Origin of the sequence: Levilactobacillus lindianensis, assembly GCF_003946095.1 — a bacterium.
GTDB classification, from domain to species: Bacteria; Bacillota; Bacilli; order Lactobacillales; family Lactobacillaceae; genus Levilactobacillus; species Levilactobacillus lindianensis.
In genome coordinates this window covers 1-24813 of record NZ_RHOD01000011.1, presented here as the reverse complement: position 1 = coordinate 24813, position 24813 = coordinate 1, and the positions used below count along the sequence as shown (strand labels likewise).

General features: G+C 50.0%; 31 protein-coding genes, 1 pseudogene and 1 other annotated feature. Of the genes and pseudogenes, 30 read left to right on the top strand and 2 right to left on the bottom strand.

The window, feature by feature from the left end; translation table 11 throughout:
* Positions 1-38: 38 nt before the first annotated feature.
* From EKM70_RS06065 to EKM70_RS06035, 7 genes are all read left to right on the top strand, one after another.
* Complete coding sequence (locus tag EKM70_RS06065) at positions 39-2105, top strand: peptidoglycan D,D-transpeptidase FtsI family protein (protein ID WP_125546190.1); 2067 nt, start codon at positions 39-41, stop codon at positions 2103-2105.
* Positions 2106-2388: 283 nt separating this feature from the next.
* Positions 2389-2538 carry a 50S ribosomal protein L33 gene (gene rpmG / locus EKM70_RS06060; RefSeq protein WP_011667723.1) on the top strand — a complete coding sequence of 50 codons (150 nt, stop codon included), beginning with the start codon at positions 2389-2391 and terminating at the stop codon, positions 2536-2538.
* 61 nt (positions 2539-2599) lie between these two features.
* Positions 2600-3151 (top strand): 5-formyltetrahydrofolate cyclo-ligase, encoded by a 552-nt coding sequence (locus EKM70_RS06055; protein WP_125546188.1) that lies wholly within the window; start codon positions 2600-2602, stop codon positions 3149-3151.
* 66 nt (positions 3152-3217) lie between these two features.
* Positions 3218-3850, top strand: a complete 633-nt coding sequence (locus tag EKM70_RS06050) for a rhomboid family intramembrane serine protease (protein ID WP_125546313.1) — start codon at positions 3218-3220, stop codon at positions 3848-3850.
* 43 nt (positions 3851-3893) lie between these two features.
* Positions 3894-4124 carry a YqgQ family protein gene (locus EKM70_RS06045; RefSeq protein WP_125546186.1) on the top strand — a complete coding sequence of 77 codons (231 nt, stop codon included), beginning with the start codon at positions 3894-3896 and terminating at the stop codon, positions 4122-4124.
* 4 nt (positions 4125-4128) lie between these two features.
* Complete coding sequence (locus tag EKM70_RS06040) at positions 4129-5100, top strand: ROK family glucokinase (protein WP_125546184.1); 972 nt, start codon at positions 4129-4131, stop codon at positions 5098-5100.
* A 45-nt stretch (positions 5101-5145) separates the two neighbouring features.
* On the top strand, positions 5146-5568 hold the full coding sequence (locus EKM70_RS06035; RefSeq protein ID WP_125546182.1) for a rhodanese-like domain-containing protein: 423 nt from the start codon (positions 5146-5148) through the stop codon (positions 5566-5568).
* Positions 5569-5625: 57 nt separating this feature from the next.
* Here the strand turns inward: EKM70_RS06035 and EKM70_RS06030 are convergent, their stop codons facing one another.
* The gene (locus EKM70_RS06030) at positions 5626-5802 is read right to left on the bottom strand and encodes a DUF3042 family protein (protein WP_083488489.1); all 177 of its coding nucleotides are present in this window, start codon (positions 5800-5802) and stop codon (positions 5626-5628) included.
* Positions 5803-5968: 166 nt separating this feature from the next.
* Between EKM70_RS06030 and EKM70_RS06025 the strand changes: the two genes are divergently transcribed.
* From EKM70_RS06025 to EKM70_RS05915, 23 genes are all read left to right on the top strand, one after another.
* Positions 5969-6709, top strand: coding sequence for a glycerophosphodiester phosphodiesterase (locus EKM70_RS06025; protein WP_125546180.1), 741 nt, complete (start codon positions 5969-5971; stop codon positions 6707-6709).
* A 4-nt stretch (positions 6710-6713) separates the two neighbouring features.
* Positions 6714-7631, top strand: a complete 918-nt coding sequence (gene miaA, locus EKM70_RS06020; RefSeq protein WP_125546178.1) for a tRNA (adenosine(37)-N6)-dimethylallyltransferase MiaA — start codon at positions 6714-6716, stop codon at positions 7629-7631.
* Positions 7632-7729: 98 nt separating this feature from the next.
* On the top strand, positions 7730-8110 hold the full coding sequence (locus tag EKM70_RS06015) for a MerR family transcriptional regulator (protein WP_125546176.1): 381 nt from the start codon (positions 7730-7732) through the stop codon (positions 8108-8110).
* A 47-nt stretch (positions 8111-8157) separates the two neighbouring features.
* Entirely contained in the window at positions 8158-9498 is a 1341-nt protein-coding gene (gene glnA / locus EKM70_RS06010) for a type I glutamate--ammonia ligase (protein WP_125546174.1), read from the top strand.
* A 228-nt stretch (positions 9499-9726) separates the two neighbouring features.
* Entirely contained in the window at positions 9727-10605 is an 879-nt protein-coding gene (locus EKM70_RS06005; protein ID WP_125546172.1) for an exonuclease SbcC, read from the top strand.
* Positions 10598-11539, top strand: coding sequence for a hypothetical protein (locus tag EKM70_RS06000; RefSeq protein ID WP_125546170.1), 942 nt, complete (start codon positions 10598-10600; stop codon positions 11537-11539). The genes EKM70_RS06005 and EKM70_RS06000 overlap by 8 nt, the downstream gene beginning before the upstream one ends.
* Positions 11540-11552: 13 nt before the next feature.
* Positions 11553-12095, top strand: a complete 543-nt coding sequence (locus EKM70_RS05995) for a dUTPase (protein ID WP_125546168.1) — start codon at positions 11553-11555, stop codon at positions 12093-12095.
* A 94-nt stretch (positions 12096-12189) separates the two neighbouring features.
* Positions 12190-12780: a TetR/AcrR family transcriptional regulator gene (locus EKM70_RS05990; RefSeq protein ID WP_225416388.1), complete on the top strand. Its 591-nt coding sequence runs from the start codon at positions 12190-12192 to the stop codon at positions 12778-12780.
* Between the two features lie 48 nt (positions 12781-12828).
* Positions 12829-12907: a sequence feature (ribosomal protein L21 leader region), on the top strand.
* Positions 12908-12927: 20 nt separating this feature from the next.
* Positions 12928-13236: a 50S ribosomal protein L21 gene (rplU, locus tag EKM70_RS05985; protein ID WP_057877934.1), complete on the top strand. Its 309-nt coding sequence runs from the start codon at positions 12928-12930 to the stop codon at positions 13234-13236.
* A gap of 26 nt (positions 13237-13262) precedes the next feature.
* The gene (locus EKM70_RS05980; RefSeq protein ID WP_125546166.1) at positions 13263-13601 is read left to right on the top strand and encodes a ribosomal-processing cysteine protease Prp; all 339 of its coding nucleotides are present in this window, start codon (positions 13263-13265) and stop codon (positions 13599-13601) included.
* A gap of 25 nt (positions 13602-13626) precedes the next feature.
* Entirely contained in the window at positions 13627-13920 is a 294-nt protein-coding gene (gene rpmA / locus EKM70_RS05975) for a 50S ribosomal protein L27 (protein WP_057878009.1), read from the top strand.
* 96 nt (positions 13921-14016) lie between these two features.
* Entirely contained in the window at positions 14017-15081 is a 1065-nt protein-coding gene (locus EKM70_RS05970; protein ID WP_125546164.1) for a M24 family metallopeptidase, read from the top strand.
* Positions 15082-15156: 75 nt separating this feature from the next.
* Positions 15157-15717 (top strand): elongation factor P, encoded by a 561-nt coding sequence (gene efp, locus EKM70_RS05965; protein ID WP_125546163.1) that lies wholly within the window; start codon positions 15157-15159, stop codon positions 15715-15717.
* 37 nt (positions 15718-15754) lie between these two features.
* Entirely contained in the window at positions 15755-16195 is a 441-nt protein-coding gene (locus EKM70_RS05960; RefSeq protein WP_057877930.1) for an Asp23/Gls24 family envelope stress response protein, read from the top strand.
* Complete coding sequence (gene nusB / locus EKM70_RS05955; protein ID WP_125546161.1) at positions 16195-16623, top strand: transcription antitermination factor NusB; 429 nt, start codon at positions 16195-16197, stop codon at positions 16621-16623. The genes EKM70_RS05960 and nusB overlap by 1 nt, the downstream gene beginning before the upstream one ends.
* 263 nt (positions 16624-16886) lie before the next feature.
* A complete protein-coding gene (folD, locus tag EKM70_RS05950) occupies positions 16887-17753 on the top strand; it encodes a bifunctional methylenetetrahydrofolate dehydrogenase/methenyltetrahydrofolate cyclohydrolase FolD (protein ID WP_125546159.1) in 867 nt (288 codons plus the stop codon).
* A complete protein-coding gene (gene xseA / locus EKM70_RS05945) occupies positions 17740-19095 on the top strand; it encodes an exodeoxyribonuclease VII large subunit (protein ID WP_125546157.1) in 1356 nt (451 codons plus the stop codon). Before folD ends, xseA begins: the two co-directional genes overlap by 14 nt.
* Positions 19088-19336, top strand: coding sequence for an exodeoxyribonuclease VII small subunit (locus EKM70_RS05940; RefSeq protein WP_057877926.1), 249 nt, complete (start codon positions 19088-19090; stop codon positions 19334-19336). Before xseA ends, EKM70_RS05940 begins: the two co-directional genes overlap by 8 nt.
* A complete protein-coding gene (locus EKM70_RS05935; protein WP_191985888.1) occupies positions 19326-20231 on the top strand; it encodes a polyprenyl synthetase family protein in 906 nt (301 codons plus the stop codon). Before EKM70_RS05940 ends, EKM70_RS05935 begins: the two co-directional genes overlap by 11 nt.
* On the top strand, positions 20228-21043 hold the full coding sequence (locus tag EKM70_RS05930; protein ID WP_125546155.1) for a TlyA family RNA methyltransferase: 816 nt from the start codon (positions 20228-20230) through the stop codon (positions 21041-21043). The genes EKM70_RS05935 and EKM70_RS05930 overlap by 4 nt, the downstream gene beginning before the upstream one ends.
* 92 nt (positions 21044-21135) lie before the next feature.
* On the top strand, positions 21136-21591 hold the full coding sequence (locus EKM70_RS05925) for an arginine repressor (RefSeq protein WP_057877924.1): 456 nt from the start codon (positions 21136-21138) through the stop codon (positions 21589-21591).
* 72 nt (positions 21592-21663) lie between these two features.
* On the top strand, positions 21664-23382 hold the full coding sequence (recN, locus tag EKM70_RS05920; RefSeq protein ID WP_125546153.1) for a DNA repair protein RecN: 1719 nt from the start codon (positions 21664-21666) through the stop codon (positions 23380-23382).
* A 151-nt stretch (positions 23383-23533) separates the two neighbouring features.
* Complete coding sequence (locus tag EKM70_RS05915; protein WP_125546151.1) at positions 23534-24367, top strand: Ig-like domain-containing protein; 834 nt, start codon at positions 23534-23536, stop codon at positions 24365-24367.
* Here the strand turns inward: EKM70_RS05915 and EKM70_RS05910 are convergent.
* Positions 24364-24813, bottom strand: a pseudogene (locus tag EKM70_RS05910) (IS30-like element ISLsa1 family transposase); the annotation flags it as partial. The gene EKM70_RS05915 and the pseudogene EKM70_RS05910 sit on opposite strands and share 4 nt — an antisense overlap.

The window sequence follows — 24813 nt, the reverse complement described above, 5'->3', positions numbered from 1 at the left end:
GGTAAAATAGTAGCTGTACAATAAGGAGCAGAACTGTTGTGAAGAATTTCTATAATCGAGTAAGTAACCGAAGTCAGCGATCTGGCGGCCCTAAAAAGTCGGAGATCCCGTTTCGGTTAAACTTTCTTTTCATCATTGTTGCCCTATTATTTGCGGCGCTGATTGGTCAGTTAGCGTATCTGCAAGTCTTCTATGGGGCAAAATTCAAGGCTGAGGTGAACTCAACCGACACCACGATTGAAACCACTAACGTTCAACGGGGAATGGTTTACGATTCCACCGGGAAAGTCTTAGTGGGAAACAAAGCGCACCAAGCGATCTCCTACACTAAAGGGGTCAATGTTTTATCGACCAACATGTATCAGATTGCCAATACATTAGGTGATTACTTAACGGTTTCGACGAGTAGTTTGACGCCACGCCAGGCGATCGATTACTACTTGACGGATTCCAAGAACCTTAAGGCCGTGGAGGGTAAATTATCCGGGACCAAGGGGATGACCGTCACACAGCTCTATGATAAGGCCCATAGCTACCTCGAAAATGACTCATCCTTTAAATTGACGAAGTCGCAACAGAATGCGGCGACAATTTTTGCGAAGATGAGTGGGGCCTATGCCTTGTCAACCACGTACATCAAGGACTCTGGTGTTTCCAATCGAGAAATCGCCGAGATTGGGGAACACTTATCCGAGATGCCAGGCGTGAAGGTTGGCACGAGCTGGTCACGTGATTATCCTAATGGCACGTCGATGAATTCCATCATCGGGACGGTTTCATCGGAAAAGACCGGGTTACCAAGTGACCGGATCAATGAGCTCTTAGCACAAGGCTATTCACGAAACGACAGTGTCGGACAATCGTATCTGGAAAAGGAATATGAGTCCGTCTTGCGGGGAACCAAGGCTGAAAAGCAGGTCGAGGTTGCCGGTAACAATACCGTGACGAAGGAAGTTCAGAAGTATGGGGGCCAGAAGGGGGACAACCTCCAGCTCACCATCAACTCGAAGTTCCAGAGTCAGTTGCAGTCGCTCGTGAAATCGGCCGAACAAGGTGCCGGTGGTTATTCGACCGGGACCTACGCCGTCGTCATGAACCCGAATACTGGGGGCGTGATTGGGATGGCCGGGGTCGACCGGAATCCATCCACGGGTAAGATCACTAACAATGCCTTGGGAACCATCAATAGCGATATTGTGATGGGGTCTGTCGTCAAGGGGGCCATGGTTTCTGGTGCCTTGATGAAAGGTGTCATTACCCCCACCAACAGTACCTTAACCGATATGCCGATCAACATCGGTGGGGTAAAGAAGTCTTCCTGGTTTAACCATGGTGGGGGTTCGAACATCGCGGTTAACGCAGCCGGTGCTTTGGAAGTATCATCTAACTCCTATATGATGCAATTGGCCATGAAGGAAGCCGGTTTTAATTACTCATCCGGTGCCGCTCTGACCATGAGCACCAAGGCTTTTGATATCGAACGAGGCTACTTTAAGCAATTCGGTCTCGGGGTCAAAACGGGGATCGATCTACCTGGCGAAAGTTCTGGTTTGGAAGGGTCTAGCAGTTTTGCCCACATTGGGAATGCCCTGGACTTGTCCTTCGGGAACTACGACGCGTACACGGTGCTTCAAGTTGCTCAGTACATGTCAACAATTGCCAATGGGGGAACGCGAATCGCTCCCCACGTGGTTCATGCCATTCGGGGAACCAAGTCCGATGGCACGTTGGGTGCCGTCAAGTCGACGGTAGAACCTAAGGTCTTGAACACGATTGATATGACGGCAGCCGAGAAGCGGTTGGTTAAGGAAGGGCTCTATGACGTGGTTCATGGGAGCAATACTTATAAGACCGGTGGCGCGATGTCATCCATTACGCCAAAGATTTCCGCTAAGACGGGGACGGCACAAACCTTCTACAAGGGTAGCGAAACGGTTACCTTGAGTCTGGCGTCTTACGCACCATCGACGCATCCACAGGTAGTGGTGGCCTTGGCCATGCCGAACCTGGGGGTTAACGCCGAAAGTAACAATATGCAGTTGGCGAAGAAGATTTACGCGGCTTACTGGAAGTCCGTGCAATCGACTTCAACGATTGATCAATAGGATTTTAGAAGGATGCTGACCAGTCATGCGGTCAGCATCCTTTTTTAGTCTAACGCGTTAAAATTATGGACTGGGCGGAAATGTTGAAGGAAAAGGGTCATTGGCGTCATGTTCCTTACTGCAAGGGATAAGGAAAGCCGCTCAGGACCCGATAATTCAGCTGTTAAGTATTTCCCCTTAACATATTTGGAATTTTGACTGGTAATTATCCCGGGATAATGGTAATATATTACAAGTTAAGGCTCTAGCCTGTAATTCTGAAAAAGTTGGGAGGTTACCCACAATGCGTGTACACATCACTTTAGAATGTACTGAATGTCACGAACGCAACTACTTATCCAGCAAGAACCGGCGTAATAATCCGGACCGGGTTGAATTTAAGAAGTACTGCCCACGTGACCGGAAAGTAACTTTGCATCGCGAAACTAAGTAAGGGTACGGGCGGGAGCCCGCACCTTTTTTTATTGAAATTTTCTTAAAGGGGGTCAACTATCATGGTAAGTAAAGCAGATCTGCGCCAGCAGACGATTCGGGCTTTAAAGCAATTGACACCAGCAGAACGCGAGGCGGGTGCTCAGAGCCTCTATGAGCAATTGTTTGCATTGACCGAGTGGCAGCAAGCGACAACCATTGCAACGACCATCAGCACCGATTTAGAGCTGCCTACGGCCCCGATCATCGCCGCTGCTCAGCGGACCGGTAAGACGGTGGCCGTGCCCCAAACGTTGCCGGCACGACAGATGGCATTTCATACGCTGACTAACGATACACACCTGGCTAAGACGGCGTTTGGCCTGATGGAGCCGGCGGATGGGCAGATTATCTCACCGGCCGCCTTTGACCTGATTGTGGTACCCGGTTTGCTCTACGCGCGAAGCGGAGAACGGATTGGGTTTGGTGGTGGTTATTACGACCGTTACCTACAACGGACTACGGGAACCAAGGTGGCGTTAGCGTTTCCTGTGCAGCAGGTGAGCGTACCAAATTGGCAAGTTGACCCCTTCGACGTCATTCTCGATCGGGTGCTCGTCGCACCAACCAAGTAGAAAGGGAGCGGCAAGGTGGCACAAAAATTCAAATATCGATTGAATCGTTTGGATAACCAGCCCTATATGACTGTCGGGTTAGTCGCGATCATGGTCGTGGTTTATCTCGCCATGACGGTTAGCGGGGGAAGCACCAACGTTAACGTTCTGATTACTTACGGGGCCAAGGTGAACGTGCTTATTCAACAGGGTCAGTGGTGGCGGTTAATCACACCAATATTCCTGCATATTGGATTTACCCATATCCTCATGAACATGATTACGTTATACTTTGTGGGGATTCAAATCGAAGCGGCCTTTGGCCACGCGCGGTTCCTGGGACTTTTTCTGATATCTGGAATTGGCGGGAACATTGCGAGCTTTTGCTTCTCTGACAGTCTGTCAGCTGGGGCTAGTACCGCTATCTTCGGCTTGTTTGGGGCCTTTCTGATGTTGGGAGAGTCCTTCTGGCAGAATCCTGGGATTCGGCAGCTATCCCAGACTTTCCTGGCGTTTGTTGTCATGAACATTTTGTTTGACCTCTTTGCCCCAGGGATCGATCTTGCTGGGCATATTGGTGGTTTGGTTGCCGGATTCTTGACAGCGTATACATTGGGTGTTCCAAGAATTGGTCGAGTAAGTACAGTTAAACGAGTTGTAGCGACCGTAGTCCTAATTGGTGGATTGGTCTGGTTGTATATGAACGGGCTAAGCCGCTAAATGGCCAAAATGGCTCGTGCAATTTCATGGAGGTTGTGGGACAATGAAAACGTTATATGATGTTCAGCAGCTACTTAAAAAATTTGATATTTACGTGTACGTAGGCAAGCGGATGTGGGACATCGAGGTGATGACCTTGGAGCTCAACAACCTGCGAAAGGCAGGGGTTGTCGACACTGAGACCTTCATCGCCGCCAAACTCGTTTTGCGTCGCGAACACCGTATTGAAGAAGAAAAAGCAAGAGATCGACACCAATCCATTGGAGGGATTTAGAGTTATGGCACGTAATTTAATCGGAATTGACTTGGGTGGGACAACCACCAAGATGGCCTTCTTGTCCGTTGCGGGCGAAGTCCTTGCAAAGTGGAGTATTCCTACGGATATCTCCGATGAAGGCAGCCACATTGTGCCAAACATTGTGACGTCCATCAATCAACATATCAGCAATTCAGAATTCAGTAAGAACGATTTTCTTGGTATCGGGATGGGGACGCCGGGTTCCGTTGATATTGAAAACGGAACGGTTATTGGCGCCTTCAATCTGAACTGGACGAAGCGGCAACGTGTTCGTGACCAGATCCAGGCCGGTGTCGGATTACAGTTCATTCTGGACAATGATGCCAACGTGGCTTCATTGGGTGAATACTGGAAAGGTGCCGGGGAAAAGGACGATGATGTTGTCTTTGTAACCTTAGGTACTGGTGTTGGTGGCGGGGTCATTGCCGGTGGACACCTCCTTCATGGGGTAAATGGTGGCGCTGGTGAACTTGGCCACGTGACCGTTCAACCTAATGGCTACCTGTGTACCTGTGGGAAGCGTGGTTGTCTTGAACAGTATGCATCCGCAACGGGTGTGGTCCACGTCGCTGCCGACATGGCCAAGGACTTCATGGGGACGTCACGTTTGAAGGAAATGGAAGACAACCAAGAGAGTGTGACGTCTAAGATGGTCTTCTACCTGGCAGATAATGGCGATATTCTGGCTAACCAAGTGGTTGACCGGGTAACCTTCTATCTGGGCTTGGCTTTGGCCAACGTGGCCAATATTCTGAATCCTGCCAATATCATCATTGGCGGGGGCGTGTCAAACGCTGGGAACACCTTGTTACAACCAACGACCCGTTACTTCCAAGAAAATGCCTTCCCATCCGTTCGAGATTCAACTAAGTTGCGGTTGGCACAATTGGGTAACGACGCTGGGATCATCGGTGCCGCATCGTTAGCACTGCGTTTTCAAAAAACAAATTAATAAAAGACTTAACGAGTCTATGGAATTAGGAAGGGCGAATTAGTTTTGGTTATTGGAGCAACAGGTACAATTTCAGTATGGACGGTCTACTTGATCATCCTTATCGTTCTCATCGCGGTCTGGGGCGGTTGGCAATGGTCAACGGTCATTCGGCGTAATCGGGTGGCTAAGGTCATCGATGAACCGACTTTCCAGGCGGGGATGCGTAAGGCTCAGGTTGTGGATCTGCGTGAAAAGAAGGAATTTGATGCGGGCCACATTTTAGGCGCACGGAACATCCCTTATTCAACGTTTAAGGCTTACTACAAGCAACTGCGGGATGACCTCCCCATTTACTTGTATGACCAAAGTAAGGCGCTGAGTACGCGGGCCGCTTTGATCCTCGGCAAGGACGACTACAAAGAAATCTATATCTTGAAATCGGGCTATGCGCGTTGGCAAGGTAAGACCAAGAAGTCAAAGTATTAAACAACAAAAATGGACGTCCCGGTAATTAGCCAGACGTCCATTTTTAATTGCGACTGATTAACCGTGGTGAGCTGAGTGGCTCTTCCGGTTAGCGCGTTTCCGGTTTTCTTCAAACCGAGATTCTTGGTCCTCAATTGGTTCAACAACGGTCTTCTTGAAAGAGAAGACGGCACCGGCAACGGCACTAGCAGTTGCCACAACGCCAAAGATAAATCCCTTGGTAAAATGCTTCATCATAACTCGACTCCCATCATCATAGAATTTAAGTTATCCGCTTCCATTATGCCGTTTATCCGGCGAAAATGCTAGCGATTAGCGGAAGTCGCGGCGTAAAAGTTTCGCAAATTGACCGAGATTTTGTGGTAACCTTGCTAGTGGAAAGAAAATGGGGGGCGACGAGATGGGACAATTCCAGTGGACACAGATCTTCGCACATCGGGGGAGTGCCGGTACCTTACCGGAGAACACCTTGATGGCCTTTAAGGCCGCCTTAACTGCCGGTGCTGATGGTATTGAGACGGACGTTCAGTTGTCGCGAGACGGCCAACTGGTCATCATTCACGATGAGACAGTTGATCGAACCACGAACGGTACCGGGGCAGTGAAGGATCTTACGCTAGCCCAGTTGCGGCAGCTAGACGCGGGAGATCCGCAACGACAGCTACCGGCAACCATTCCCACGTTAGACGAAGTAGTGGATCTGCTGAATGGCCGACACTTCACAGGAAGCCTCAACCTCGAATTAAAAACGAATAGGTATCCATATCCGGGGATTGAGACCCAGGTGGCCACCTATTTTGCGCAACACTCTCGGTCATTTAAACTCGTTTTTTCAAGCTTTCGGCCACAATCATTAGTTAGTCTTCGGCACCTGTACCCACAGGCGGAATACGCGCAGTTATTTCAGACCAATAGTCGCTGGGCTAAGCGCCTATTAAGACGACATGAGGTGGTGGAGTGGCACCCAGATATTCGGTGGGTCAAAGCCCATCGCTTTTGGTTGCCACGGGTCCAATTACGGCCCTGGACGGTTAACCGGCCAGCAGACATGAGTTATTGCTTCAGACATCATTTTCGCGGCATTATCACGGACTATCCGGCGCGGGCAGTCCAGTTACGACGTCACATACAAGGAGACTAGAGTCATGGAAAAGGTTTTAGCAATTGTCGGCCCCACGGCGGTCGGCAAGACAGCGTTAGCGATTGCGCTGGCTCAAGAATTCAACGGTGAAATTATCTCGGGGGACTCAATGCAGGTCTATCGGCATCTGGATATTGGAACGGCCAAAGCGACCCCCGCAGAACAGGCCCAGGCGACTCACCACCTGATCGATGTTTGTGACGTTAATGAACAGTTCACGGTGGCCCAATTCGTGGCCGCTGCCCAGCGGCTAATCACGGAAATTCACGATCGCGGGCATCTACCGATCATTGCCGGTGGGACCGGGTTTTATCTGCAGGCATTGTTTGACGGTTTGCGCTTGGGGTCCTCGGCTCCCGGTGATCCGGTGGTTCGAGAAAAGTTCCGTGCGATTGCGGCGAAGGAGGGTCCTGAGGTATTGTGGCACCGACTGGCGGACCAAGATCCACTGGCGGCTAGTAAGATTCCGGTTGCTAATGTCCGCCGCACCGTGCGGGCCTTAGAGGTCATCGCGGTGACCGGGCGCCCATTCTCCCATCAAGCGGATGACGGGGCACAGTATGACGAACTCTATCTGGCACTGAACACCGATCGCGCCCTGTTATATGACCGAATCAACCAACGAGTGGATCTGATGAAGACGGCTGGTCTGACAGATGAAGTGGCCTGGTTGGCTGCTCAGGGAGGAACAACCCTCCCGGCAGCCACTGGGATTGGGTATCGTGAATTGTTGCCAGTGATCGACCAACCAGCGGCCTGGTCGCAAGCCTTTGAACAGATTAAACAGGACTCACGGCACTATGCCAAACGCCAACTAACTTGGTTTCGGAATCAGACAACGGCAACCTGGTATGATCTGGTCCAACATCCCGAACAACGGACAGTCATCGACCACCAGGTTAGCCAGTGGTTAGAGAGTTAATAAAATCTTTTACTTTCATGTTAGGAAACATGACATGAAAGCTTGACTCAAGTTGTCCAGGTGGTATGATGACATCATAAGTTAAGGGGGTCAGTCGAATGAAGGAGAAGGAATTACGGCGTTCATTAGCCGTTTTGCCAATGGGAACTGTCATGAAACTGACGAGCCTGACTGCTCGGCAGATTCGCTATTACGAAGCACAGGGATTAATCACGCCTGAACGGAGTGACGGGAATCGCCGGTTGTATTCACTCAACGACGTGGATCGGTTACTAGAGATTCGCGATTACCTTGCTGACGGCGTAAACATTGCTGGTATCAAGGCGATCTATGATCAACAGCAAGCGGCTACGAAGGCGAAGCAGTCAGCCCAGCAACAACCCTTGACCGATGAGGACGTCCGGCGAATCTTGCAGGATGAATTTATTCGTCAGGGTGGTCTGGGACATCCCAATTCAGGGATTCAACGACCCTTTTAACCCGACCGACATTAGACGACAAGATAACTGACAGGGAGCGATTTTTGATGGCAAAAGCAACCAATACGAAGGACGATATTCGCCGCATGGCGAAGGAAGAAAACGTGAAGTTTTTACGGTTAATGTTTACGGACTTATTCGGAACGATTAAGAACGTGGAAGTGCCTATCAGTCAAATGGATAAGCTACTTGATAACAAATTGATGTTTGACGGGTCTTCAATTGACGGCTTTGTGCGGATTGAAGAAAGTGACATGTACTTATATCCCGACCTCTCGACTTGGATGATCTTCCCCTGGAGTACAGAACGTGGCAAGATTGCCCGAGTCATTTGTGAGGTCTACACGACCGATGGAAAGCCATTTGAGGGCGATCCACGGAATAACCTGATCCGGGTTTTAGATGACATGCGCAAGGCCGGCTTCACGGACTTCAATATTGGGCCGGAGCCAGAATTCTTCCTGTTCAAGATGGATGAAAATGGGAAGCCAACGACGGAACTCAACGATAAAGGGAGCTACTTTGATATGGCTCCAATGGACTTGGGTGAAAATTGCCGCCGTGAGATTGTGCTGACCATGGAAGACATGGGCTTCGACGTCGAAGCAGCGCATCATGAAGTGGCACCTGGCCAACACGAAATTGACTTCAAGTATGCCGATGCCTTGACCGCTGCCGATAACATTCAAACGTTCAAGCTGGTCGTTAAGACCATTGCTCGGAAGTATGGCTTGTATGCAACCTTCATGCCAAAGCCTTTGGCCGGCATCAACGGTTCTGGGATGCACTTGAACATGTCCCTCTTCCACGACCAAGGCAATGCGTTCTACGATGCTAAGGGCGACATGGAATTGTCTGAGGATGCCTTCCACTTCCTGGGGGGACTACTCAAGCACGCCCGGAGCTTTACCGCTATCTGCAACCCGATCGTCAACAGTTACAAGCGGCTGGTTCCCGGCTATGAAGCCCCGGTTTACGTGGCTTGGTCCGGTTCTAACCGGTCCCCACTGATTCGAGTACCAAATTCTCGTGGCTTGTCTACTCGGTTGGAATTACGGAGTGTTGACCCCGCAGCCAACCCATACTTGGCCATTGCCGCCGTCTTGGAGGCTGGTCTGGACGGGTTGCGGAATCAATTAGCTCCTCGTGAAGCGGTTGATCGCAACATTTACCGCATGGATGCTTCCGAACGACAGGAGAACCACATCACGAACCTGCCAGATACGCTGCACAATGCCTTGAAGGACTTAGCGGCCGACGATGTTATGCGTGGCGCTATGGGTGAACACCTCTTCCAGAGCTTCATCGAAGCCAAGACCTTGGAATACGACTCTTACCGGACCCAAGTCTCACAGTGGGAACGGGATCAGTACCTGGAACTCTACTAAAAAAGTAACGTTTGACGGCTTGACTGCCAAACTAATGAAGGATCGACCTTGCGGGGGCGGTCCTTTTTGCTGTCTAAGGGGGGACAAAGCAGAAAGCGGTTAAAAAAATCCTTGTTTTCAAGTGAAATTCGGCCAAACTGCTTTATTCTGTTCCCATTTTTGGTAACATGAAGGTATAACCAAATGTTTTCAGCAACGGCTAGGGAACATGAGAATGAGGGATAATCCATGGAAAACCAAGAACAACAAGCTAGTGCAGCCGACATTTTAACGCAAGCAATTGCGAACAAACTAGACTACTTGAGTACCATGCAAGCAGCGGTTCAACACGGCGATGACCGAAAAATCTACGAACTGCTTGATCAAGTTCGCTATTACCAAGAAGTAAAGAAGACGCGAACCAAGCGCGCCGTGAATCATTTAGCCGAGCTGGTCGATAACATTCATCCCCAGATTAGCCATTATTTGAGTGACAATTTAATCGATTACTTAGGGCACATTTACCCGTTCTTTTATTACGAAGAATATACGACTGGCCTATTCCACATCTACTTTGGAAATTGGTGGGACCGGCGTTTGTTCGGTGATTTGGATGTCGTGAACGTCCGCTTTGACTTCGATAAGACCGAGTACCAAAAGTTACGTGACTCCTTTGCCTTAGAGAATCAGAATCAGCGGCTCAACACGGCTAAGATTGAAGCCGTCTCCGCTGAAAGTGAGCGGCTTCAACAGCTTGTGGACGCTCAAGACGCCCGCGATAGCCAAAAGGCTGAACTTCGTGACCAACTCAAGGAAAACAGTGGTAAGAGTAGCATGCCCTGGGAGTCTGGGAAAGTTAAGGAAGAACGCCAAACTATTATTGACCAACTGACCAAGTTAGCCGACGAAGACGAGAAGGCTTTGAATGCGCACAAGGCCATCAAGGCTAATGATGATCGGATCTTGGTATTGTCCAAGGAAGATACAATTTTGAATTACGAAAAACAGAGCATTCGCGACGCCTTCGATGACTTCGAACACTTCGAGGCCCACAATGCCAGCCTATATGCGGACTACTTGAATAGCCTGCTAGGCAAGAGCGAGGGTGAGGTGACGGTCGATGATTAATGAAAATGATCCATCGACGCTGACCACGAGTGGTCGACTCCTGAACTACAATGAGGCTATTAAGGCTGGTCTCGAGACCGGCTTAACCTTTACGAAGTTAATGGACCAACTCATCCGGACCACGAATCCCGACGATTTGGTTAGTGCAGCAACCCAGTTAGCCGATTTCCAGCTTGATTCGGATTACGTAACGTTCCCACATCAGTACAGTAATGCGGATTACTACTTATTATTTATGTCGCGGATGTTAGAATTACACGACCAAGGCAATCAGGTCATCTTACAATCTCGGGATCATCATGAAGAGTTAACCCAACAATTGACAGCGTTAGGTGACCGGGGGACGTTTAACTTCCGGGTAGAACCTTCCGCTAATGGTGGTGTGTTCTATCGGGAACGTGCGACGGGCCAATCGTTGTTCTATTTGAACTTGGAACGCAAGATGCTCCGGTTCAATAGCCACGCCTTGACGCAGCTCTTCGTGATCGATTTACACGAAACGGTTCCTGCCGAGACGGTCAAGACTTCCGTTCAAGTCTTGATTGACTTTGCCCGTTACTTGAAGACGGACTACGGCTACTCCGTGGACTTTAATATTCTGGATGCCGCTAACCGGCAAAATTATGCAGTGCGTGCCGCTGATTTGCCAGCTGGGATTGTTGATCGCTTGTTCGTGATGGCCGCCAAGAATGACTACATGCTGACTAACGGCGTCAACGGCAACGGTGCGGAGATCAGCTTGGATGACGGCGTGATCGTCGACATCTTTAACAATCAGTTGTCAGGTCAGCCGGAATGGGTTCTGACGGTTCACGACGATGACCAGAAGATCTCCTGGTTTGACGTGCTCTTGAAATATGCCTTCATGCGTGACTGGTACTTAGAAAACCTGACGGACTTGGAGATTAAATCCGATCCGTTGATCTTCGGTTAGGAGGCGAGACGACGTGTTAGAATTAGCCAAATTGGTCCAACAATCCATTGCTTTGGATGAGCAGATTACGGCAGACAAGAATATCGAAATGTCTCGTAACTCACAGATCGAAAATGCTTATGTGGCTTTAGATGTTGAACTGGCTGAGATTGCGAATACCTCGGAGTGGTTCAAGGTCTGGAAGACGCACCGAGGTAAGGCAACGGATGGTCAGTCGGCGCGTGAAACGCTATTGACCGAATATACCGATGCCATGGACTTCTTCTTTCTGGTTGCGGCCAAGAAGACCTGGACGCATTTAATTATGACAACTGAAGAGGATCTGGCGGGACTCGAAAAGAGTCGTCCAGCCAAGGACTTGGATCAGCAGTACTTAATTTTGAAACGCATGGTGTTTAACAGTCACTTTGCGCACCGCCAGGAAGATTTCCGCCATGCTTGGCGGCTCTTTCTGAAATGGGGCTTCGTGGATTTCGGCTTCAGTCAAGACGAGATTCAGGCAGCCTATGAGGCCAAACGGCAAGTCAATCTCGACCGACAGGCCCATAATTACTGATAGATACTGAAGGAATCGTGGCGCAAGTTTCGATTCCTTTTTGCGATTCATGGGAAGGGAGGTCATTACTATCGGACAACAAGACCCGCGTGTTGTGCGGACCAATGAACGGTTACGCCAGGCACTCAGTCAGCTCCTCCAACAGAAGACCATTCGGCAGATCTCGGTTCAGCAACTCACCAAGACCGCCGAGATTACTCGAGGGACCTTCTATTTACATTACAAGGACAAGACCGATTTTTTAGAACAGACCGAACAACAGGTGATTACCGAGTGGTTTGAGGCGGCTAAAACAACGCTGGCACCGGATGGCGAGCTGACCCGTGGTTTTGCTCTGGGTCCCGCGCTACGTTACGTGGATGGTCATCATCAAATTTTGTCGGTTCTCTTGGACCCACAATTCACGCAATTTCGACCACAGTTGCGGCAGCGCTTTACCCAAGAATTGCAAGGTTATAGTCAACATGTTCCGGTCACGGCAACGCCACCGATTGATGTGCAGATAACCTTTCTCACGACCAGCTTTTTAGGGTTAGTCGAGGCTTGGCTGGCAGATAATCGGCGGTATCGACCCGACTTTTTAGCCCAATCCTTTCGACAATTAGCTTCCAGTGAGGTCACGGTTCTAGCCGATTGGTTCTCCCTGGTGGGCCTGGATTCCGCGTTGGTTACAGAAAAAGCTTGACGTGGAGAAACCCATCAAGTATAATTTTCATGTTGTATTTGTGGACTTCCACAGCTGCAACCGCTCGGAACAAGTTATTAAGTTTTCCCTTGCGGAGCACTTGATTTCGGCGAGTCTAAGTCTAAATATATAAGGAGGTGCACATCCATGTACGCAATTATCGTAACTGGCGGCAAGCAGTACAAGGTCGAAGCAGGCCAACCTGTTTACGTCGAAAAGTTGAACGTTGAAGCTGGTGAAAAGGTTACTTTTGACCAAGTTGTCTTTGTCGGTGGTGACAAGCCTAAGATCGGGACGCCAACTGTTGCAGGGGCAACCGTAACTGGAACTGTTGAAAAGCAGGGTCTGGAAAAGAAGGTTGTTTCTTACAAGTACAAGCCTAAGAAGGGCCAACACACGAAGGTAGGTCACCGTCAACCATATACCAAGGTTGTCGTTGATGCTATCAACGCTTAAGTTCAAAGATTAAAGAGGCGATTGCCGTGATTCATGCGACGTTCCATCATGGAACCAACCGAATCAATTCATTTCAAATCACTGGCCATGCTGACTCAGGTGAGTACGGTCAAGACATTGTTTGTGCTGCGGTATCGGTGCTTGCGATCAGTACTGTCAATGGCTTACAACGGGTCGCTTCGATTCCGGTGCAAGTCGACAATCGCGATCAGGCAGGGGGCTTTCTGGAAGTTACCTTACCACCAAAGCTGGAAGCAACGACCGAATTAAAGGGACAGACACTCCTCCAGAGTTTTGAAGATGGATTAAAGGATGTCGCCGAAAATTACGCGGATTTTGTGAAATTCGCTCAAATAAACGATTAAATTTGCGGAGGTGAAACAGATGCTGATGAACATGAACTTACAATTCTTCTCTCACCATAAAGGGGGTGGGTCCACTGCCAACGGTCGGGACTCAGCTGGTCGTCGTCTTGGAACGAAGGCTGCTGACGGCTCTATCGTTACCGGTGGCTCAATCCTTTACCGTCAACGTGGGACGCACATTTACCCTGGCGTTAACGTAGGCCGCGGTGGTGACGATACTTTGTTCGCTAAGGTTGCCGGTGTTGTTAAATTTGAACGACTCGGCCGCGACAAGCGACAAGTATCCGTTTACCCAGTTGCAGAAGAAGCAGCTAAATAACACGAGGTTTTCCTCGTACGACTGAAGAGCTTGAGGCGAGACCAATTCGCTTTGAGTTCTTCTTTTTTCTCTTAGAAAGCAAGGGAGGTTCGGTCCATGACAACTCGAATTGAACGGTTACAAGCGCAATTTGATCGGTTAAGTATCGACAGCTTCTTGGTCTCCAATGCTAGCAATCAGCAGTATCTCGCCGGTGCTAGCTTGGAGGGTGGTGACGGGTATCTCCTCATCACGGCGCACGAAGCAGTATTCATCACCGACGCCCGCTATCAGACGGAATTTCAGACCACGGTGCCTCAGATGCCACTGGTCATTACCCGTGATTACCTGCAAGCCGTTAATGACCGCTTACAGGCCGCTGGTGCCACGGTACTCGGGATTGAGGATAGTTTACCGCTCAACGAGTATCAGTGGTTAGACGAGCACCTGGTAACGGACATCGTGCCGATGGCTGGGGTGGTCGACAATCTCCGCCAGATTAAGGATGCCGCCGAATTGGCCGCGATTCGCCGGGCAACTGCGCTGACGAGTCAAGGTCTAATCGCGTTGTTTGACCAGATTAAGGTCGGTCAGACCGAGCGACAGGTAGCCAACTGGTTAGGAGAATGGATGCTGGACCACGGGGCAACTGGCACTAGTTTCGAGACGATCGTGGCGAGTGGCAAACGTGCCGCTTGGCCCCATGGATCGGCGAGTGACAAGGTGTTAGCCGCTCACGACATGGTCACAATTGACTGTGGGTTCTACGTTGACGGGTACACGTCTGATGTGACGCGAACCGTGGCCCTTGGCGATCCGGGAGAGCATCTAAAGGCCGCCTACCAGGCGGTCGCAGATGCGCAACAGGCCATCATCGCTGCGGTCAAGCCGGGCGTTACCGGGGGTGAACTCGATCGGATTGGTCGTGATTTACTGACGGATCGCGGTTTCGGTGAGGCCTTTATTCACGGAACTGGTCATGGGATCGGACTGGACATCCACGAGGGACCAAACATCGGTCGTCATTGGCCGGATGTGATGGCCGCTAACGAAGTCATTACGGTTGAACCCGGGGTGTACTTTGCCAACGAGGGTGGCTTGCGAATCGAAGACGATATCTTGGTTACGGCGACTGGGCACGAGATCCTCACGACTGCCCCACGGAATTTAATTATTCTGTAAGTCGGCTACTGTCTTGCTTTTTATGGGTAAGAATTGATATTATAAAGAGGACATATTTTAGGAGGCTACAAGATTATGGCAATTTCTACTGCTGATTTTAAAAATGGTTTAACTATCGAAGTTGATCACGCTATCTGGCGGATCGTTGAGTTCCAACACGTCAAGCCTGGTAAGGGTGGCGCTTTCGTTCGTTCAAAGCTTAAGAACTTGCGGACCGGTGCCGTTCAAGAAAAAACGTTCCGTTCTGGTGCCAAGATGGAATTAGCTGACATCCAAACGCGTAGCATGCAATACCTTTACGAAGATGGTGACAGTCGTGTCTTCATGGACACGGACAACTTCGAACAAATCGAAGTGCCTTCAGAATCCATCAAAGACCAACTCTTGTACTTACAAGAAAACATGAACGTGGACTTGATTCAATACGGTTCCGAAGTCTTGGGGATCGAAGTTCCCAACACGGTTGTCTTGGAAGTTAAGGCTACTGAACCTGGTATCAAGGGGAACACGGCTTCTGGTGGTTCCAAGCCTGCTACGATGAACACTGGTTTAGTGGTTCAAGTACCTTTCTTCGTTAACGAAGGGGACAAGCTTTCAATCAACACGACCGATGGGACCTACATTTCCCGTGCTTAATTAGTCCAACGTTTAATCAGTAAGGGAGGGTCAATGAATGGCAGAAGATACTAATATCATTTTAGAATCAAAGGAACCCGCACTCGGCAGAATTGAGGTGGCCCCACAAGTTCTCGAAATTATCGTGGGCATTGCGGCCAGCCAAACCGAAGGCGTTGCGCGGATGCGTGGTTCACTGGCAAACAGCGTGACGGAACTCCTTGGCCGTAAGGAACAACACGGTAAGGGTGTCAAGTTGGTGTTTGACGGCGATGAATTAGCAGTTGACGTGTACGTTTACTTGGATTACGGGGTAGCGGTTCCTAAGGTTGCCTTAGCCATTCAAGACAGCGTAAAACAACAATTGTTGTTCATGACCGACCTTGATTTACGTGAAGTTAACGTTCACGTGGAAGGCGTCATTCCCGAAAAGACGGCGCAACAGGTCGATCCCGATCACCTGTTTAACCAGAGCGACGAAGGAGACAGTGACCAATAGTGACACTTACACGACATCAGATTCGGGAACGCGCATTCCAAATGCTATTTGCATTAAATGCCAACCCGGAAGCCGATCATGACGCGCTCTACCAGCGGGTTCTGACCGATGATCCCAATCAAATCGTCCCCGTGCCGGAGTACTTGTCGACGCTGGTTAACGGTGTTCTTCAGTACCAAACAGAACTGGATGCCCAAATCGACCAGTATCTGAGTACCGGGTGGCAGTTGAAACGAATTGCGAAGACTGACCTTGTGATCATGCGCCTCGCATTCTTTGAAATTGACCACGTGGATGAGGTGCCTGACCGGGTGGCTGTCAACGAAGCCTTGGAATTAGCCAAGATGTTTAGTGACGACCGCTCACGACGGTTCATCAATGGGGTATTGGCCCACACACTGGACAATGAGCCCAACCAAGAAGATTAATTCAGAAGCCTGAGACCTTATGTCTTGGGCTTTTTTTGTGAGCGTGACGGCTGAAGGCGGAACCAGCTGTCTTGGAGCACACGTTTCGGCGATATCAGTTTGGAGAAAAAGGGGTCTGGGATGCCATCCCAAACTCTTTTTTATTTGGTCTAAGTCTCGCGCCACGCGATCTAAAAGTCAGGGGGAATCGCCACCCCGTTTTCAGAAAAGATATGCTAAAATGGAAGTTAAACTTTGTAAGATTTTGGGGAGGATGGGAATTTATGACGACCATTATTGATGGCAAACAATTGGCCAAGGACTTGAACGCACAGACCCAGCAACGCGTCGCTAAGTTAGTGGAACGGGGGATTACGCCTGGACTTGCCGTGATTATCGTGGGGGACGATCCCGCCAGTGCTTTATACGTGCGTAACAAGCACCGTAAGGCCGTGAAGCTGGGCATCAAGTCTGTTGTACGGGAATTACCCGCAACGGTCAGCCAAGCCGATTTGATGGCTGTCGTGGCCGAATACAATCAGGACGCGACCATTAACGGGATTCTCGTGCAGTCACCGTTGCCCCGGGGCCTCGATGAACAGGCAGTTGTGGCCGCCATCGATCCCCAAAAGGACGTGGATGGATTCCATCCCGTCAATGTCGGTCGGCTCTTCAATAATCTCCCAGGTAACTATCCAGTATCCTGTACCCCACGGGGGATCATGACCATGTTGGCGTCTCTCCATATGCATTTGCGGGGCAAGCGCGCCGTCGTGGTTGGCCGTAGTCGCATTGTCGGCCGGCCCATGGCGGCCATGCTACTGAATGCCGACATGACGGTCACCACCGCCCATGTGTATACCAAACACCTGAGTGAGGTGACCCGTGAGGCCGATGTCTTGGTCGTGGCAACCGGTGTGGCTCATTTGATCAAAGCTAACGACGTCAAACCTGGAGCCATCGTGATCGACGTGGGGATGGACCGTGACGACCAGGGCAAGCTGACGGGAGATGTCGACTTCGATGGCGTCTTTGACCGTGCAGGAGCCATCACGCCGGTCCCTGGGGGCGTGGGTCCCATGACCATCGCAACCTTGATGCAACAAACCGTGGATATTTGTGAGTGGAGTGAACAACGTGGCAACCAATGATTATTTAACGGTAACGGCCTTAACGCAATACTTAAAACGTAAATTTGATGTCGATCCCTATCTGGGAAAGATCTACCTAACCGGTGAAATTTCGAACTTCCGGTTACGGTCACATGCGCACCAATATTTTAGTTTGAAAGACGATCATGCCAAGATCAATGCCATTATGTTTCGATCGGCCTTTGAAAAACTAAAATTTACGCCGGAAACCGGGATGAAGGTGCTGGTTACCGGGCGCATCTCACTGTATGAACCTAGTGGGAGTTACCAGATCTACGTCGAACGCATGGAACCAGACGGGATTGGGCAGCTTTACCAGGCTTATGAACAACTGAAAAAGAAACTCGAGGCAGAGGGCCTGTTTAGTGCCCCTAAACGCCCGTTACCCCGCTTTCCCAAACGAATTGCGGTGATTACCAGTCCCAGTGGGGCGGTCATCCGTGACATTATTACGACGACGCGCCGACGTTACCCGATCGCGCAGATCGTGTTGTATCCGGCTGTCGTGCAGGGTGACGGTGCGGCCCCGGATCTGGTGCGCCAGATTCAACGAGTTAATGCTGATGGGAGTTATGACACCCTGATTATTGGTCGTGGTGGGGGCTCGATTGAAGACCTCTGGCCGTTCAATGAAGAAGTGGTCGCCCGTGCCATTGCGGGTAGTCGAATTCCGATTATCTCCTCAGTGGGTCACGAAACGGACACCACGATTGCCGATTTGGTTGCCGATGTTAGAGCGGCTACACCGACGGCCGCGGCCGAGCTAGCGGTCCCCGTCTTAAATGACGAGATTTTAAAATTGCAGCAGCAACGTACGCGGCTCTATAATGCCATGGCCAATCGGATTAATTTCCAGCAGGAGCGCCTGAATAAGCTCCTGAAGGCCTACGTGTTCCAGCAACCGCAACGCCTCTACGAGACCTACGTTCAACGCTTAGATCACGCCCAACAAGGCCTACAACGTAACATGCAGGCCCAGTTGCGCCAACAGGGTCAACGGGTGGCCCTGGCCCAACAGGGCTTGCGTAGCCGTAACCCGTTAACACGGGTCCAACGTGGGCAACAGGACGTGAATCAGCTGCGAACGCGGTTGACGGCCGCGGCAACTCGCTACCTGGCGGCTCAACAGGAAAAAGTTGGCCGGCTAGTCAATGGTCTGGACTATCTGAGCCCATTGAAGATCATGGGGCGCGGGTACGGGTACGTGGTCCAAGACGATCACGTGGTTCGCCACATCACAGACTTAAAGCAGGCGGCGGTTACCATTCATTTGGATGGTGGGACCGCTGCCGCAGAGATTACGGGCATCACACCAGATAAGGAGACCCAACAAGATGACTGAAGAAAAGCAACCAACCTTTGAAGAAAATTTGACTACACTCGAACAGATCGTGACGCAATTGGAACAGGGCGATGTGCCGTTGGAAGAAGCCCTCGCACAATTCAAGAAGGGGGTCGACCTCAGTAAGACCCTGCAGACGACGCTCCAAGGTGCCGAGAAGACCCTGGCAACCATGATGAATGATAATGATCAGGAACAGGCTTTTGAGACGCCTCAAGGAGGCTCTGACAATGCCGATTGAGACTCAGTTGGCAACGTTTGAAGCAACCTGGCTACCCCGGTTGAATGCGCCACTTGCCGATGCTATTGCCCAAGACACGGGGGATGATCGCTTAGCGGCGGCCATGCAGTATTCGGTTCTGGCTGGAGGCAAACGCTTGCGGCCCTTACTGACGGTAGCGACACTTCAGACGCTTGGGCAAACCATTGATCTTAAACGAGTTTGGCGGCCCATTATGGCGCTGGAATTGTTACACACCTACTCCTTGATTCACGACGACTTACCGGCCATGGACAACGACGATCTTCGACGGGGAGAACCGACCAACCACGTGAAGTTTGGCGCTGGTATGGCCACGCTCGCGGGGGATGGTTTGTTGACGCTGGCCTTTCAATGGTTGACGGCGACCGGCCTTGACACAACCGTCCAGGCGGAGCTGGTGACTTCATTGGCGCAAGCAGCCGGTCCGGCAGGGATGGTAGCGGGTCAGGCGAAGGACATTCAGTCCGAAGCCGTTGACTTACCATTAGCCGACCTCCGCGTGTTACATAAAGAAAAGACTGGTGCTTTGCTTCATTATGCCGTTGCGGCGGGACTCATTATGGGTGGTGTCCCAACAGCAGGGCGCGAGGCCTACTTGCGGTTTGCCGATGCCTTTGGCCTGGCCTTTCAGATCTACGACGATATCTTAGATGTGGTGGGTACGGCAGCGGAATTGGGCAAGGCGACACAAAAGGATGCGGCCGAAGCTAAGAATACCTATCCTGGTAAGCTCGGTCTACAGGGCGCTAATCAGGCTCTCATTCAGACCATTGCGGCCGGACAAAAGGCCTTGGACGATCTGCCAGCCGGGACCGATGCCTCGCTATTACGGGCATTCTTTAGTTATTTTGATACGAAACGGGTGAAAGCATGAAGAAGAAGCGAGTAGCGGAGCTATTAGTGGAACAAGGGTTATTTGATGAGCTGGCCGATGCGAAACGCGCGGTCATGGCTGGTGAAATTCTCGGGACCAACGAAGAACGCTTGGATAAGCCGGGAACACTGATTCCAGCGGATACCGAATTACATTTAAAGGGTCATCCGTTGCCTTACGTGTCACGAGGCGGGTTCAAACTGGCTAAGGCTCTCGAAGTCTTTGACATCGATGTAACCGACCGCGTGGTTCTAGACATTGGCTCGTCGACGGGGGGCTTCACGGATGTGATGCTTCAAAACGGAGCCAAACTCAGTTATGCCTTGGATGTCGGCAGTAATCAGTTGGTGTGGAAGTTACGGGAAGATCCACGAGTCGTGGTTATGGAGCATACGAACTTCCGCTACAGCCAGCTGGCCGACTTTACTCATGGTCAGCCAACCTTTAGTTCGATTGACGTGTCCTTTATCTCGTTAAAGCTCATCTTGCCACCACTAAAGGGCATTCTAGCTACTGGTGGTGAGGTGGTCGCCCTCATTAAGCCCCAATTCGAAGCCGATCGTGAAGACGTCGGGGCTCACGGGATTATCCGAGACCGCGCCGTTCATACCAAGGTGGTCCAGAGTATCATTGATTTTGCCGTGGCTACCGGCTACAGCGTTCTGGGACTGGATTATTCACCAATTAAGGGGGGCGAAGGGAATATTGAGTTCCTGGTGCACCTCAAATCAGTTGATAAAAATGCAGTCTGTGTAAGTTCAGTTTCCGTTGAAAGCACGCTTGACGCGGCTTACGAAGGCCTAAATAAATAGATTATGAGAAATTTATGAGAATTTACTTTCCAAATACTAAGCTCTGGTATATGATAAGATTATGCATTTTATCCGTATAAGGGGGGCCAAGTATGAAGAAACAGGAACGCCAACAGCTATTAAAACGTTTATTAACTGCGCGAGAAATTGAACGACAAGAGGATTTTGTCCACCTCTTAGCTGAGGATGGGATTCATGTGACCCAGGCCACCATCTCACGGGATATTAAAGAGATGCAACTGGTCAAGCTCCCCGCGGAGTCCGGCGGTTATCGCTACAGTCTCCCTGTTCAGAAAAAGATTGATACGCAGAAAAAATTACAACGCACCTTACAGAATGCCTACGTTTCCTTCGCCATTCAAGGCGACCTAACGATCCTGAAGGTGCTACCCGGTAACGGCCCAGTCATTGCGTCGTTACTGACACAGATGCGTTATGAATTTGTATTTGGGGCGCTGGGTGACGATAGCTCGGTACTCACCATTTGTGTTTCCCATCAGGGTGCCTTACAATTGGAAAAGACGATTAACCGCATGATTGCGGATTAGAGACCGACCACGACTGACTAACCAGCACAAGCTGATAAGCAGCGGTGGTCGTTTTATTTAGGGGGTCAACACGTGTTACAAGAACTGTCGATTAAAAATTTTGCAATTATCGACCACCTCGACGTGGCCTTTAAGAATGGCATGACCGTTTTAACTGGGGAAACCGGGGCCGGGAAATCTATCATTATTGATGCGGTGGGTTTACTTGCCGGTGGTCGGGGCTCGGCCAACTTCGTGCGGACCGGGACTGATAAGGCGATCATTCAGGGGAGCTTTATTTTTCCCACCGGGGGGACCACCTACCGCGTCTTAGACGATCTGGGGATCGACCATGATGATGGCAGTGTGATCCTCCAAAGAGAGATTCACGCCAATGGTCGCAACACCTGTCGGGTCAATGGGATGCTGGTCAATACCAGTACCTTGAAACGGATTGGCGAAACTGCCGTAGATATTCACGGGCAAAATGAGCATCAGGAGCTGATGCAACCGGAGAAGCACCTGGGAATGCTCGACGAATTTTCCGGGGCCAAGGTCGCTAAACTCCGCAAAAATTATGGGCAGATCTATCAGCGCTACACCCAACTCCAATCGACGCTAGAGAATCGGCGGACGAACGAGAAAGAGTGGGCGCAACACTTAGACATGTTGACCTTCCAAGTTAATGAAATTCAATCCGCCAATCTTCAACCGGGAGAAGAGGATAAGCTGGTGGCCGAACGAGACCGCCTGGATAATTATCAACGGATCAACGACGCCCTACAGCGCAGTCAGATGACGCTGACGGGAGAGGAAACCGCACCGGGTGTCACGGACCAACTGAGTAGTGCCTTGCAAGCCATGCAGGGCATTGCCGACTTCGACGCGGCCTTCAAACAAATTAGTGACAGCTTAGAAACGGCTTACTACGCGCTGACGGATGCCGTGGGTGCCGTGTCTTCGCAATTGGATTTACTTGAGTGGGATGAGGGCCGGCTAGATGCGATTGAACAGCGTCTGGACGTGATCAATCAACTCAAACGTAAGTACGGCGACTCCGAGGCCCAGGTGCTCAAGTACTACGATAAAATTGCGGCGGAATTAAAACAGATGCAGGCGACCGATGAACAAGCCGATGATCTCGAGGAACAGGTGGCTGCGCAGGAAACCAAGCTCCACGAGGTGGGTGAACAGCTGAGTGAGGCCAGGCACCATGCAGCTGAGAAGTTAGAAAAAGCCATTCACGCGGAGCTCGCGGACCTCTATATGGCCAAGACGGTCTTTGCCGTTCGCTTCTCCCGTCCCAAGAATGAGGGATTGCTAAGCACTGGACTCGACCACGTGGAATTCTATCTACGGACCAACCCGGGAGAAGCCATGCGGCCGCTGGCGAAGATTGCTTCCGGTGGTGAGCTGTCCCGGATTATGTTAGCTTTAAAGACCATTTTCTCTGAATCTCAGGGAATTACGTCCATTATCTTTGATGAAGTCGACACGGGGGTCAGTGGCCGAGTAGCGCAGGCAATTGCCGAGAAGATCAGCGGTATTGCCCGAGAGTCTCAGGTCTTGTGTATTACCCATTTACCGCAGGTGGCGGCCATGGCCGATCATCACTACTTCATTGCGAAGAAGGTTGTGGGTGAACGGACTGAGACTTCTCTGACACGTTTAGACGAATCCAACCGAGTGGATGAATTGGCTCGGATGTCAGCTGGTACTCAAGTGACGAAATTAGCGTTGGAACATGCGCATGAACTATTGAAATTAGCTGATGAAGTCAAGAACTCTCAGCCTAATAGTAAAAATGAATAAGTGTATAACTAAGCCGTTATCGGGTGATTGATAACGGCTTTTATTATTGGAGGTAGCCTAGTTTAATGCTATTACAGATTACCCCTTAAATTAGATCGGAGATTGATATATAATTAGGCCAGCAAACAAAAACGGTGTAGAGGTGTGTGTCATGTGGAAGAAAATTGGAGTATTGGGGTTTAGTTTGTTAGTTGGACTACTTATTTTGATGGGTGTTGGTCAGGTGAGGGCTAATGCTGCAGAGCTGTCGGGTGACGACTTGACCGGAAGTGTCACAAAGCCCGCGAGCATTACTGAAAGTGGTGTAACTGATCCGATTTCGATTGATACAGACTTACTTAGTAGTCAAGACTATATGTTGGAGTACGACTGGGGAATTAAAGATCAGAAGGCAATAAGCAGTGGGGATTATGTTAAGGTACAGTTACCTAAAACCGCGGTTTACGATAATTTTATGACAAAACCTATTGATGTCATGCTTTCTGGGAGTGATAAGCCGGTGGGGACGATGACACTTGATCCTGACAACGACAAACAAATGATTATTACTTTTAACAATGTTTTGGAAAACACGAATACGGGGCGAAAAGGTACTATTAGCATCCATGTTCATGGAACCGAATCTAGCGGTTCTGGAGCTGGTGGTACGAGTGCTTCATTGATAAGAAAAAATGGTTGGCCGATAACTAAATACGATGTAGATAAAGACGGAAATCCGCAATATGTTGTGTGGCAAATCGTTGTCAATCCGGATAGTAAAAATTTAGGTAATGTGACGCTAACGGATCAAATTGGGCCTCACATGACTTTTTATCAGAATGCTGACGATGTGGACGACTCACGCAATTTGACAGCAAAGGTTGATGATGATGACCTTCCATCGGATGATGTTGAAACGACTGCCTCCGGTTCAACTGTCGTCATAAAGTTAAAAAATGTAACGCATAAAGTGGATATTCTTTATTATGGCAAATTACAAGTTTAATCCGAACAAGCCCGGAATCTTTCAATGGCAGTCTGTTGATGATGTATTTTTAATGGTCGTTGATTAATTAGTTCAAGTGCTGCTAGGATCTCATCAGTCGTTACTTGGCTAAAATTGGTCTTTTTCGGGAAGAACCAGCGTAACCGCCTATTAAAATATTCATTGGAACCTCGCTCCCATGGTGAATATGGATGGCAAAAATAAACTTTGATCTGATAATCCTGTTCTAAGGCCTGATAATTGGCAAACTCTTTACCATGATCAACAGTAATGGATTTTACTTGGGGACCGAAGGCCCCCATAAACTTGCCAAAGGCGGTGTTTAGAGCCTTAGCCGTTCTATTAGGGGCTTTGATGGCCCATAGAAGTCGGGTCTTACGTTCTACGAATGTAACCAGACATGATCGTGACTCACTTCGACTAGAAAGCACCGTATCTACTTCCCA